The 13273-nt window shown below is 62.0% G+C and carries 9 protein-coding genes and 1 pseudogene; 3 read left to right on the forward strand and 7 right to left on the reverse strand.

Annotation, left to right across the window (positions count from 1 at the left end; all coding sequences use genetic code 11):
• Positions 1-93 precede the first annotated feature (93 nt).
• A complete protein-coding gene (locus HWX03_RS29310) occupies positions 94-1380 on the reverse strand; it encodes an MFS transporter (RefSeq protein WP_175873679.1) in 1287 nt (428 codons plus the stop codon).
• A gap of 48 nt (positions 1381-1428) precedes the next feature.
• Complete coding sequence (locus HWX03_RS29315; RefSeq protein ID WP_175873680.1) at positions 1429-2853, reverse strand: M20 family metallopeptidase; 1425 nt, start codon at positions 2851-2853, stop codon at positions 1429-1431.
• Between the two features lie 134 nt (positions 2854-2987).
• Here HWX03_RS29315 and HWX03_RS29320 point away from each other — a divergent pair, with 134 nt between their 5' ends.
• Positions 2988-3884: a LysR family transcriptional regulator gene (locus tag HWX03_RS29320; protein ID WP_174432178.1), complete on the forward strand. Its 897-nt coding sequence runs from the start codon at positions 2988-2990 to the stop codon at positions 3882-3884.
• Positions 3885-4161: 277 nt separating this feature from the next.
• On the opposite strand, the gene mdeB is transcribed toward HWX03_RS29320, so the two are convergent.
• Both mdeB and HWX03_RS29330 read right to left on the reverse strand, forming a co-directional pair.
• On the reverse strand, positions 4162-6852 hold the full coding sequence (mdeB, locus tag HWX03_RS29325; RefSeq protein ID WP_244132814.1) for an alpha-ketoglutarate dehydrogenase: 2691 nt from the start codon (positions 6850-6852) through the stop codon (positions 4162-4164).
• Between the two features lie 72 nt (positions 6853-6924).
• Complete coding sequence (locus tag HWX03_RS29330; protein ID WP_175873681.1) at positions 6925-7941, reverse strand: 1-aminocyclopropane-1-carboxylate deaminase; 1017 nt, start codon at positions 7939-7941, stop codon at positions 6925-6927.
• Positions 7942-8113: 172 nt separating this feature from the next.
• Between HWX03_RS29330 and HWX03_RS29335 the strand changes: the two genes are divergently transcribed.
• Together HWX03_RS29335 and HWX03_RS29340 are read left to right on the forward strand one after the other, a co-directional pair.
• Complete coding sequence (locus tag HWX03_RS29335; protein ID WP_060314422.1) at positions 8114-8626, forward strand: Lrp/AsnC ligand binding domain-containing protein; 513 nt, start codon at positions 8114-8116, stop codon at positions 8624-8626.
• Positions 8627-8667: 41 nt separating this feature from the next.
• Positions 8668-8751, forward strand: a pseudogene (locus HWX03_RS29340) (helix-turn-helix domain-containing protein); the annotation flags it as partial.
• Positions 8752-9325: 574 nt separating this feature from the next.
• Here the strand turns inward: HWX03_RS29340 and HWX03_RS29345 are convergent.
• The 3 genes from HWX03_RS29345 to HWX03_RS29355 are packed head-to-tail and all read right to left on the reverse strand — an operon-like array spanning position 9326 to position 13231.
• Positions 9326-10420, reverse strand: a complete 1095-nt coding sequence (locus tag HWX03_RS29345) for a Rieske 2Fe-2S domain-containing protein (RefSeq protein ID WP_175873744.1) — start codon at positions 10418-10420, stop codon at positions 9326-9328.
• A gap of 24 nt (positions 10421-10444) precedes the next feature.
• Positions 10445-12145 (reverse strand): tryptophan 7-halogenase, encoded by a 1701-nt coding sequence (locus HWX03_RS29350; RefSeq protein WP_175873682.1) that lies wholly within the window; start codon positions 12143-12145, stop codon positions 10445-10447.
• Between the two features lie 51 nt (positions 12146-12196).
• Positions 12197-13231: a monodechloroaminopyrrolnitrin synthase PrnB family protein gene (locus HWX03_RS29355; RefSeq protein WP_175873745.1), complete on the reverse strand. Its 1035-nt coding sequence runs from the start codon at positions 13229-13231 to the stop codon at positions 12197-12199.
• Positions 13232-13273 lie beyond the last annotated feature (42 nt).

The following is a 13273-nucleotide window of genomic DNA, read 5'->3' on the forward strand; positions in this document are numbered from 1 at the left end:
TTCCGACCTCGCCTCGTATTTCGTCGAAACAGTCTCGGACCGCACCCGGCGAAGCAATCGCTCGGCTGTGCGGAATTCTCTCGATGCGCTGCCTTATCGGAGATTCAACATTGATCGACATCCACGCAATGCAATCAAACTCAGCACACCGAGCAGCATTAGGTAAAGCGCCGGCGATGCCAAATTGCCTGTCTGATGGATCAACGATGCGACGATCAGCGGCGCGAAACCGCCGAAAAGCGTGACGCCGATGTTGTAGCTGATAGCCATACCGGTCGCTCTGGTTTCTGTCGGGAAGACTTCCGCCATCAGCGCCGGCAGTGCGCCAAAATAGACCGCCTTCAGCGTCCCGATCCAGGCCATCATCACAATGAGCCTTCCCAGATCGGGATGCGCTCCAAGCAATTTGAAAACCGGATAAATGGTCAGAATGAATGCTATCCCGGCCCAGCTCATCAGCCTGATGCGGCCGATCTTGTCCGAGAGATAGCCAACGAACGGCGTAACGAACGTCAGGATGGCGCCGGTCAGCATCGTTGCAATGAAGCCGAAACTGGCAGGCAGATGAAGCTCGCGTACCGCGTAGGTCGGAATATAAAGAATGACGTAACTGGCGCCGGTAGAAAGGACGAGCGTACCGATCGCCAACAACATTCTGGTTTTCTGATTGCCGAACACCTCCCTTACCGGGAACGATTCGCGCCGTTCATGCGTTGCGCCGTCGGCTTCATGCACGTGCTTTCGCAAGTACAGGCCGACGGGACCGATCAACACACCAAAGAGAAACGGCACGCGCCAACCCCATGAGTCGATGGCATCTCCATCGAGGGTCAAGGTGAGGAGAACACCAAAACCGGCCGCGAGCATATAGCTCAATCCCTGACTCGCGAACTGGAAGCTGGCGAACAATCCCTTGCGTTCGGGACACTGTTCCACCAGAAAGGCAGTCGTACTGCCGAACTCGCCGCCCGCGGAAAAGCCCTGAAGCAGTCGAGCGCAGATGACCAGAATCGGCGCGGTTACGCCGATCGACTCGTAACTCGGCGTCAGTGCGATCGTCGTCGTGCCGACCATCATCGTGACAATCGAAACCATCATCGATGCCTTGCGACCGCGACGATCCGCATACGAACCGAGCACGAGCGCTCCGATCGGTCTGGCCAAATACGAGATCGCGAACGTCCCGAAGGTCAGAAGAAGGGATACCCCGCTGCTCGACGCCGGAAAGAAAGCCTTTGAAATCGAGATTGCGAAGAATCCGTAAATCAGTATGTCGAACCACTCCAAAGCATTGCCGACGGTTGCGGCGGACACCAATCGCAAAACGTTTGGAGCTCGTTCCCTTGTCGGCGCGGCATCCACCATTTCCATAGTACGCATCTCATTCTCCGTTAACTTACGATAACAAGTGCACTAAAAACGGGCGTCTTATGCTCGGACGGCAAGCGCTCCTTCCTTGCGTCGATCCCGGACGGCAGATGCCGACTCCCCGAGATCCCAAAATATGCCGGCCATGATCTGCAGCGCCTCACGCGCGACACTTCCAAGCAGGTGTTCGTTCGGCGCATGCTGGGAGCAGGCTCCGTATGAGTGCGGAATCCAGATCGTCGGAAGGCCCAAAACCTCGGAAAAGACGTCGTTTGGCAGCGACCCGCCAAGGTTGGGAAGCAAATCCGGATGCTTTCCGGTCGTCTGCTCGATTGAATCGAGCGCCCATGCGACCCACGGATCTTCCGGCGGCAGGCGCGTAGCACCCATCCGCTCGCCGATTGCAACCTCGACCATATCGAACCCGCATGCGTCGAGGCGATGCCGTAGAACTTCTTCGATACGCTCGCAATCCGTACCGACGACGTATCTGAGTTGGCAATGCGCGTGCGCAACGGGAGGAATCGCCCCGATCGGGCTGCTCGGGTTACCGGTGGTAAAGGCCAGTACTTCCAGCGCGTTCCATGCATAGACACGCTCTTGGGCCGTTAAGCCAGGTTCGCCCCAATTGCCATCGACGTGAGGATCGTTGGGACCGCCACCGACGCTAATATTCTTCAGCGCCGTTCGTACCGCAGCCGGAATATGCGTCGGTAACAGCGCGTCGACGAGGATCCGCCCACGCCCGTCAACGAGCGATGAAATCGCGTTGGCGAGTACGGTTCCGGCATTGCTGAGCGCCCCTCCCCAATTTCCGGAATGATGTGCGCCTGACCGGAGCCGAACAGAAAGCGTGAAGTTGACGAATCCGCGAGACCCGAGAAAAACACAGGGGACATGCGATCTGGCCCGCGGGCCATCTGAAGCGATCAGAATGTCGGCGGCGAGAAGGGCCTTGTTCTGCTCGCAGACCGTGCGTAGCCCGGGCGATCCTGTCTCTTCCCCCATCTCGAGCAGCAGCGTCGCATTGAAACCCAGACGTCGATTCCTGGCCTCGATGACTTGCTCCAACGCGGCCAGGTTGATGGTGTGTTGCCCTTTGTTATCCGCGGTGCCCCGCCCAAACCATCGGTCTCCTTCGACCGTAATGTTCCATGGCGACATCTGGTCCTTCCACTGTCCGTCATAGCCACGGACGACATCACCGTGCCCGTACATCAGGATCGTCGGAAGCGAGGGATCCTCGATACGCGTCGCAATCAAAAACGGCGCGCTCCCCTCGACGGGGTTCTCGACAAGACGAGACTCAAAACCGATACGGTCAATCGACGGAGCGATCTCGGCGACGAGGTATTCTCGAAGCTCGCTTGCTCGTCCGGAATCCTGACTTTCCGTCATCATTTGAACGCGTCGCGCGAGATCTTTCAGAAATCCACCCGAGTCGAAATAGTTTGTGGCAGAGTCGATCGCTTGGTGGCGCGTCATGGTGATCCTCGCGTGTATCGTGGAAGAGCGGTTTGTTCAACCCTGATGGATCAAGCGTACGGAGCCAAAACGCGCACTACAATTGACTTTTTTGCGTGCCCTGCTTTCCAATAACGCAAACTTGGCGGCCCGTCATGCACAACGCTGCACTCCGATACTTCCTTGCCGTTGCAAACACCGGTTCGTTGAGCGAGGCGTCCGAGAAGCTGCACGTTTCGATCTCCGCGATCAGCCGTCAGATTACGAAGCTCGAGGAGGAGATCGGCTGCCCGCTTTTCGAGCGTCAGGCGCGTGGCATGGTCCCCAACAAGGCCGGGGAGCTGTTGGCTGCGCATGTCCGGAGAACCCTGCTCGAAGGTCAGCAGGTGATCGAGGAGATCAAGGCGCTGAACTCATTCGATCGAAGCACTATCCGCGTCTCGACGTCGGAAGCGTTTGCCCGGGATGTTCTCCCTCGCGCCATCACGCAATTTCTGGAAAAGTCGCCCGGTACCTGTTTCGAGGTGGCAGTGACTGCGCCTGGAGAGGTGACGGCACACGTACGGAGTGGCGAAGCGGATATCGGTCTGACCTTCGGCGTCGTACGAGCGCCGGAGATCAACGTCGAGTACACGCAAAGCGCGCCCATTTGCGCCGTCATGCCCCGCTCTCACGCGCTGGCCGGGCACGCGACGGTGTCGATGGCCGAGTTGCGGAATTTCCCGATTGCCCTGCTTGACCGCGGCACGACGATCCGCCAACTTTTCGATACGACGGCCAGCCTCGAGAATCTTCTCTTCGAACCCGTTCTGACCTGCAACAACTCGAGCACACTGTATGCATTCACTCAAATGTCGGGGGTAGTGTCCCTGACTAGCCGCCTGACGGTGCAGGCGCGTCTGGCGACGGACGGCCTGGTAGCAATACCGATCGATCATCCGGGCATGTCGTTACGCGCGATCCAGATCCAGACCCTGTCCGGCCGAGTGTTGTCCACCGTATTGGTCGACTTCGTTGCCGAATTGGTCAAGCAGTTGCATACGGCCGAGTAGATGCACGGCGGCTTCGTCCCTGTTGTCACCCCCCAGTCCCGACATACCACGACCTGCGGCAGCAACGAGACCACGAACCTGAGCAGAACCACCTTTGCCGTCCGCCCAAGGACGCGCCTTTCTTTTGGTTACTTTTCTTTGGAAGACAAAGAAAAGTGACCGCCGCCCCGCGCAGGGGCGACGCTAATAGACCGTTAGCACAACAGGTTCAACGACAAAGGCGTGGAGAACCACCCAAAACAATGACCCAGCAACTTATTCGACCGGATGATCCACGTTAGCGCGCCACCAACCCGATGACATTGAACGCCCCCGACTGTCCGCGGGCCTCATCGACCGTCTCCTGCCCCTCGAGGGCCCGCAAGCCTGCCTGCACAATGGCTTGGGAATCCACCTCAAAGTACCGCCGCAACTGCGCCCGCGAATCGCTTCGACCAAAGCCGTCAGTCCCAAGCGTGATATACCGCCGTCCGTCCGGAATATATGCACGAACCATTTCCGGAAGCGCCTTCACATAGTCCGACGCAGCGACAATCGGGCCAACCGTCGTGCGCAGCTGGGTAGAAATCCACGATTCCCCGATGTCCCCGGAACCAAGCCGCCATTCCCGCTCGCATCGCGCGCCATCCCGGCCCAGCTCGACATAGCTGGTAATACTCCAGACGTCCGCAGACACCTCATGTAACCGCTCGAGTTCGTCCGCCGCCTTGAGAACCTCCCCCATGATCGCGCCGCTGCCGAACAACTGAATCCGCCGCCGAAAGCGGCCTCCTTGTCGGAACAGATACATGCCTTTCACGATACCTTCATGCGACGCGTCGGCGATACTCGGTTGCGCGACGTTCTCATTGGTCACGGTAACGTAATAGAACTCGTCGTGCGCGTCGCTCAGCATGCGCCGCAGCCCGTAGTCGACCAGGACCGCCAGTTCGCCGGCAAAGGATGGATCGTACGCTCGACACGTCGGTATCGTCGACGCGAGAAGATGACTCGAGCCATCCTGATGCTGCAATCCTTCTCCTCCCAGCGTCGTGCGACCTGACGTGGCGCCGACGAGGAAACCTCTGGCTCGCTGATCTGCAGCCGCCCAGATCAAGTCGCCGATACGCTGAAAGCCGAACATGCTGTAGTAAATATAGAACGGCATCATCGGAATACCGTGCACTGCGTAACTCGTCGCAGCGGCCGTCCACGACGAGATCGCCCCCGCCTCCGTGATACCTTCCTCGAGAATTTGACCATCGGACGCTTCACGATACGAGAGCATCGATGAATTGTCTTCCGGATCGTACAACTGACCGAACGGCGCATAGATTCCGACCTGGCGGAAAAGATTCGCCATGCCGAACGTCCTGGCCTCGTCTGCAACGATCGGAACCAATCGCGGGCCAAGGTTGGCGTCCTTGAGCAATGCACCGAGCTGCCTGACGAAGGCGGTCGTCGAACTCATGACCTTTCCGTCCGCATTCAGGGAGAAGCTCGCGACGCTCGCCAGTTCGGGCACCACCAGTCGCTCGGATGCCGCGCGTCGCTGAGGGAGATAGCCGCCGAGCGTCTCGCGACGCTTGCGCAAGTACCGCAGTTCATCGCTATCGTGCGGCGGCCGATAAAACCGCGCTTCCGATGCCTCTTCATCAGAAAGCGGGAGCGCGAATCGATCCCGAAATGCAATCAGGTCGTCCCTCTCCAGCTTTTTCTGCTGATGCGTCGTCATGCGCCCTTGCGCAATCGTGCCCATGCCATAGCCCTTCATGGTCTTGGCAAGCACAACCGACGGTCGACCATTCCTGGCCGTCGCCGCGGCAAAAGCGGCATGGATTTTCACGGGATCGTGCCCGCCGCGCCGAAGCATCGCGATGTCGTCGTCGGACAACGAATCCACCAGCGCTCGCAGTTCCGGCGTCCGACTGAAGAACGTCTCGCGATTGAATGCGCCGTCATTGGCCGACAATGTCTGAAAATCGCCATCGACGGTGTTCGCGAAAGCGCGCTCGAGCACACCCTCATGATCACGGCCGAGCAACGCATCCCACTCGGAGCCCCAGATGCATTTGATGATGTTCCATCCGGCGCCGGCGAACAACGCCTCGAGTTCGTCGATGACCCGGCCGTTTCCGCGGACGGGGCCATCCAGTCGCTGGAGATTGCAGTTGATGACGAATATGCAATTGTCGAGCCGCTCGCGAGCCGCAAGCGTCAACGCAGCGATCGACTCGGGCTCGTCCATTTCTCCATCGCCGAAAAAACCCCAAACGCGACGGTCGCCGTGCTCCTTCAAGCCGCGATTTTCCATGTACCGCATGAACCGCGCCTGATAAATGGCGTTGAGCGGCCCCAGCCCCATCGATCCGGTCGGAAACTGCCAAAAGTCCGGCATCAAAAAGGGATGAGGATATGAACTCAATCCCGGGATGCCGCCAGCCTCCGCCACAATCTCCTGACGATAATGGGACAGCGATTCTTCCGACAGTCGTCCCTCGAGAAACGCCCGAGCGTAGACGCCCGGCGCGGAATGCGCCTGGAAAAACACCAGATCGCCGCCGTGCACCGCATCCGGGCCGCGAAAAAAATGCTGGAAACCGACCTCGAACAGGTCCGCGGCGGAAGCATAGCTTGCAATGTGTCCGCCCAGTTCACCCTGCGCACGGTTGGCGCGGACTACCATCGCGAGGGCGTTCCACCGTATCAACGCCGCGACCCGTCGCTCGATTTGCAGATCGCCCGGATAGGCCGGCTGCTCCTCGGGCGCCACGGTATTGACGTACGGCGTGACCAAGGGCGGCCTCCACGCGACGCGACGGGCCTGTGCATGCGCCAGCAACGAGTCGAGAAGACGGCGTGCACGTGCCTTGCCTTGATCGCCGCCCCACGCATGCAACAGGCCATCGAGCGCGTCGCACCACTCCCAGAGCTCCTCCGGGTCGGGATCCGTCATCGTGCTGATCGGAAGTCGATTCGGCATTTCCATTCTTTGCACTCCGAATTGGCCACGTGCCCCGCCGGTTCCGACTCCACCTTGCAGTCGGAACGCGGCCAGGCCTTAACCGTTCTTGAACAAGAAGCTGTATGCATTCAATGCGGGGACACCGCCCAGGTGCGCATACAAAACCCGGGACCCTTCCGGAAACTCGCCCCGGCGCACCATATCGATCATTCCGTGCATCGACTTGCCTTCATAAACCGGGTCGGTCAACATTCCCTCGGTCTTCGCGCTCAGTCGAATCGCTTCGAGCGTACCTTCCGACGGAAGGCCGTATTCAGGGCCCCCGTAACGCGTGTCCAGCACCACATCCGCGTCCTCGATCGGCCGATCGAGTTCCACGAGGTCGGCGGTTTGGCGTGCGATGCGGAGAATCTGCTCACGCGTCTGCTCGGGCTTGGCCGACGCATCGATACCGATCACGCGATCCGCGCGGCCGTCCGCTGCGAACCCGACGACCATGCCGGCCTGCGTGCTTCCGGTCACCGAACAAACAACGATGTAGTCGAACTTGAATCCGAGTTCAGCTTCCTGGGCGCGAACTTCCTCCGCGAAACCGACGAACCCCAGGCCGCCAAGCCGATGCTCGGAACAACCGGCGGGGATCGGATACGGCGTCCCTCCCGCGTTGCGAACACTCTCCATTGCCTGTTCCCAGCTCGGACGAATGCCGATGTCGAAGCCGTCGCTGACCAGCCGAACGTCGGCGCCCATCATGCGGGACATCTGAATGTTGCCGACGCGGTCATACACTGCGTCCGAGTAGTTGACCCAATTTTCTTGAACCAGCACGCATTTCAGGCCAAGATGAGCCGCGACTGCTGCGACCTGACGCGTCTGGTTCGACTGGATGCCGCCAATCGATACCAGCGTGTCGGCTCCGCTCGCCAGAACGTCCGGAACGATGTACTCGAGCTTCCGGGTCTTGTTGCCGCCGAACGCGAGGCCGCTGTTGCAGTCTTCTCGTTTCGCATAGAGGTGAACTTTGCCGCCCAGTTCCTTGCTGAGGCGGGGCAACTCATGGATGGGGGTGGGTCCGAAGGTCAGCTTGTGGCGAGGAAAGCGATCGAGGTTCACGGAAGTTCTCCGAAAGGTGGGCGGTAGGTCGGACGCCTGATGTCGTCAGGGCGACCGGGTACGAAGAAATTCTAGTTAAATACCGACGAAACGTGGTTGCAAACATCTGTGCATCGCCGCGCTTTGAAATACAATCTTCACCATCCCCACGAATGTATATTTTTTCGAATCGATGAAATCGACAACAAAATTTCTCGGCAAATCGCGCCCGGATGACGCGAGCCACGTCGAACTTGACCGTACGGACAAAGCGATCCTGCGAGCCCTTCAGAAGGACGCATCGATCTCGAACGTCGCGCTGGCGGCGAAGGTGAATTTGAGTGCGCCGGCCTGTTTGCGCCGCGTCGAACGGCTCAAGAGCCTGGGTTTGATCCGAGGAATCGTCGCGTTGCTCAACGCGCCTGCCCTCGACGCGGGCATGGTCGTGATCATCGGGGTCGTGCTGGATCGATCGACCCCCGAATCCTTTGCCGCGTTTGAAAAAGCGGCCCAGAACGTATCCGGATGCATGGAATGCCACGTGGTGACCGGCGAGTTCGACTACTTCATGATGCTGCGCACCCGCGATAGCGAAAGCTTCAACCGACTCCATGCCGAGCAACTTCTTTATCTGCCCGGCGTGCGTCAGATTCGGACTTTCATGGTGCTCAAACAGGTTTTTTCTTCGACGCAGATCGCCATATAGCGGCTGAGCCAGGCGGCCGTTTCCTGCGCATGCTGGAACTCACCGGCGACAATCGCGCGGAAGCAGCGAAGCGGCTCGGCATCAGCCGCCAGTCCCTGTACACGCGCATGGCGAACCTCGACATCGGCCCGCGTCGGATTTCCGGACACGCGTGTCCGGGCGCGTCGTCACTCCTGCTGCCGCGCTGCCGGCAATCTGTAGAAGACTTGCGTCAACAGTCATCCGCGCCTGAAGAGCGGCGAAAGCATCGCCGCGCGAGCGGCTCGGCGCCCGCTCGCGTCGGCTTCCGGCGAAGCACCGAGGCCGCGCCCGTCAGTGCGCGAGCGCGCGACCGATCCTGAATACCCCGACTGCCTCGCGCAGCGTGGTTGCCTGCTACGCCATCGCCTGTGGGAAACGGGAAACGAGAACCGGCAACGAGGTTTGCGATCGAACTCCCCCGGCCGTTTGATTCGATCATTGCGGCAATCGACGCGCGGTCTCGGCCATGGCGACCGGTGGATACGATGGACAACGCGATCGGCCATCCGATTCCACTCCAGGCGACATGGCCGACGCTGCCAATCAAGCAAGCAATAGCCCGGCTGGTCCGGCCCACCCGCAGCACGCGAAAGTGACACGCGGTTGCTCAGTGCGCCGCGAGCGCCGGACGAAACGACGCGGCCGACACCGAGCCGGCCAGGGCTGCCGACTCACGCGTTACCGCTCGCTCGAGCCGACGCGGTCGACCCAGCTGCGGTAAAACGCGCGGTACTTGAGCACGAGCTTGTCGTACTTGCTGTACGCGCCGCCGCCGTCCGGCTTCATCCCGTTCCAGATCTTGACGTCGTACCCCGCGGCCTGCCGGGTCTGGAGCCCGAACAGCACGTAGTCGGTCGCGCGGCGCAGGACGCCGCCCACCTTCTTGATCGAGATAAGCATGTGCATGACGTTCTTGCCGTCGCTCACCGGCGTCACGCACTGGAGCAGCTTGTATTTGACGTCTCCGTCCAGGGCGACGGTCATCACGCACCCGCCAGGGTAGCCGTCGAAGTGCAGGTTCATCTGCGACATGTTCAGGCCCAGCGCGCGCGACAGCATGCCGAGGGGTCCGAAGTACCGGTTCACGGTGAAGTCGATCCCCGCACCGAACCACGCGCCCGCCCGTGCCAGCGACTCGACCTCCGGCCACTCGCGCCAGTCGTCGAAGAGCTTGAGCTCGAAGGCCGATATCGGGAGCGCGTGGACCGGGGTCGCGTGCTGCGCGTCGTAGAAGTTCTCGACGATCCGCAAGACCGCCGTCGTCGTCTCGAACGCGAAGTGCAGGTGCATGAAGTCGCCGTTGTCGACGTCGGCCGCGGCGATTTCAGGCAGCGGGTGCAGCGGCTGCGGGGAGCCGTACCAGACCCACACGTAGCCGTACCGCTCGGCGGCGACCCACGTCGGCTGGCGCGCCCCGCGCGGGACGGGCTCGAGCCGGCACACCGCCTGGCTGTGGCCGGGGATATGCACGCACTGGCCGTGCTCGTCGTACCGCCAGTGGTGAAACGGGCACTGGATGCACCCGTCCTCGACCTGGCCATCGGCCAGGTTCGCGCCGAGGTGCGCGCAGTGGCGGTCCATCACCACGGCCCGCCCCGTCGCGCCGCGCCACGCGACGCACGGCCGGCCGAAGAGCGTCAACGCGGCCGGCTTGTCCTTGAGGGCGTCCGAGCGCATCGCGACGTACCAGCTCGCGGCCACGCGCGTGGTCGCGTCGTACGCCGCCGACGGATGCGCATTGGCATGCACCTGATTCAATTGAACGTCATCTATCATTTTCATTCCGGGGTCGGTCGACTACTTCAGCGCCAGGCCGATGCGGGTCGTGACGTACGCCCTGAGCAGCGCGAACATCGGGTTGTAGTCGAAGTACCTTTTCACCTCCGCCGGCGCGCTGGTCTGCGTCCAGTGCAGCAGCTTCATCGCCGGCAGCAGGCTGTACTTCGAGTTGTTGAGCTCCGGTCTGGCGCCGGTGATGCAGTACCCGAAGCCGAACATCGGCTTCGCGAATTCCCGTTCGTTGATGAGGACGTGAATCCGCGCCGCGGCCTCCTCGGCCGACTTGTGCCCGGCGCTCACGGCCTCGACCTCGGCTTTGGCATCGTTGAACAACTGGTAGTACCCCTCCATGTCCGCGCACAGGAACCCGAGGTACGGGGCGTTGTCGTCGAGGTGATCGAGGTCGCGCTCGTTGCGCGATGCGCGGAACCGCGCGTGTGCTTGCACGAGCCGGAACTGCCCGAGAATCGTGCCGACCGCCCACAGCCTGTGGAACGCGTCCCACAGGCGGAAGTCCGAGAACGCCGTGTAGCAGCAACTGACGAAGTCGTCGTTGTGGTCCAGCAGCTTCTGCTGCAGGCGCTCGATGTACTCGAAGCGCTCGGGGGAGAAGTCGTCGTCGCGCAGCGCCTTGATCAGGCGCGCCGCAAGCGCGTGGATGGTCACCGCGGTGTTCTCGAGCCCACGGGAGAAAAGCGGATCGATGAACCCGTTCGCGTGCAGCATCAGGCAGTAGCGGTCGCCGACGCAGGCACTCGACGAGAACTGCAGGCGGTCGGTCTTGACCCAGTCGCGCACCGGCACGGCGTCCCGGAACTGCGCCGCGATGCTCGGGAACCGCGCGAGGAATGCGTCGAATTCCTGCTGCGCGGAGATGTCCGTCTTCGGGTAGACGCGCGGGTCGAGCTGCAGGCCGACGCTCACCAGGTTGTTGGTCGACCTCGGGTGATTGTTGAACGGAATCACCCAGAGCCAGCCGCCCTCGAACATGTGGTGCAGGGTCCCCTCGTGCCAACGCCAGCGCTGCCCCTTGACCTTGAAGATGTCGTCGAACGGCTTGACCCCGAGCATGTGCGTGTAGAGGCTGCGCGAGTGCGTCTTGAAGCGGCACGGCTCTTCGCGCAGCCCGAACTTGGTCGCGAGCGGCGCGCGCGGGCCTCCGCAGTCGATCATGTAGCGGCCAGTGAAGCGTTCGCCCTGGGCGGTGACCACCGCGACGCCATCCTTGTCGGCGTGGTATTCGGTCACGCTCGTCTTCTGGCGGACCGTGCAGCCGTACTTGATGGCGGCTTGCAACAGGTACGCGTCGACGTCCTGCCGGTAGTAGTGGCTCTCCGGCCCCCACGGCAGCTCGGGAATCACGCACTGCGTGAACTCCTTCGGGTCGTGTTCCTCGCCGGGCTTGTGGAACACGAACCCGAAGTTGCGCTTGATGCCCGTGCTCGACGCGACGTAACGCTGCGTCGCATAGAACGACGTGATGTGGTCGAGCTCGGGAATGCCGTAGCGATCGGCGATGATGCGATTCATCAGCGACGTCTCGGGGATCGACGATTCGCCGATCGTGAAGCGCGGGTGCGACGATTCCTCGATGATCAGCACGCGAAACCGTTGCTTGGCCAGGATGGCCCCCATCTGGGTGCCCGACATACCCGAGCCGAGGATGATCACATCGTAGTGGTTGTTGTCGCGCCCGTTCTCGGGGCTCTGCTGAGTCATGGGGCAAACTCTCCTGGTGAGATGGAACACATGGCCGCCCGCGCCAAGCCGTTAGCGCGCGTCGAGCGCGGCGCGAACGCGGAACCGTACCGCACGCGTGAGCGTGAGCAGATCGCCGAGCATGCTGGGCGCGTACCCGCCGCTGCCGATCGTGGGGCCGCTTCGCCCGACTTCGTACGCGCGCTCGGCCAATTTGCCGTGCGGCGCGCGAAAGCGCAGCAGAACCTCGAATACGCGGTCGAGTGCCGCCAATCCGGCCTTGACGGGCTCGCCCCGCGCGCGCGCCGCTTGCGCTTCGCCGAGCACGCGGTCGACGAGCGCCGGCCGCCCGGCGAACCGCGCGTAGATCGCCCTGAACGCGGGAAGCACGTAGGGCAGGTACGTCTCCTTGAATTCCACATAACCCTGGTGGTCCGATTGCGCGCCCCACAGCACGTGCTCCAGCACGAAAAGGGGCATTTCGACCGCACCGGGACCGAGGTAGTTCTGGCCGTCGACTCGAATCGGTTCGTAGAACGGACGAAGCTCGTCGTAGAACACCTGCACCGAGATGAAGCGATACGCGTAGACGATCGAGTCGACCATTTTCTGCAGATAGTCCGCCAGCGCATCGCACCCTTGCGCGAACGCGGGCGAGCGCAGCGGCACGTCGGTCAGCTCGACGGTCAACGCGATGGCCGCCTCGAGGGCCGCCATCGAGATGCGCACGCTCTCGAGCAGGTGCACCTCGTCGCACAGCCCGGTGTAGCTGCGCTGCGCGTCGGCCGCCGCGGGGTTCCAGACCGTCACATGCAGCAGCGTCTCGCGCGGCGGCAGGCCGGTCGCGCGCGCCAGGTCGAGCAGCACCGGCTCGAGCCCGGGCACCGCGTCGACGGGCTCGTGTCCGTGCCGCTTGAGCGACCCGAGGAAGAACCCGATGTCCCGCATCGCGGCGGCAGCTTCGACGAAGCCCCAGCCCGAGGGCACGCCGCGCGCCGGGAGGAACTTGCGCAACAGGCCGACGATGCCGGGCACATCCCGTTGACGATTCAGGCCCGGCAGTTGCAGGACGAGCGCGCGCGCCTGCAGCGGATCGCAGGCCGCCACGGCGGCGTGCGTGCCCGCGATCGCGCGTACCCGGTCCGGGGC

The sequence above is a fragment of the Burkholderia sp. BCC0397 genome (genome assembly GCF_902832865.1).
Lineage (GTDB): Bacteria > Pseudomonadota > Gammaproteobacteria > Burkholderiales > Burkholderiaceae > Burkholderia.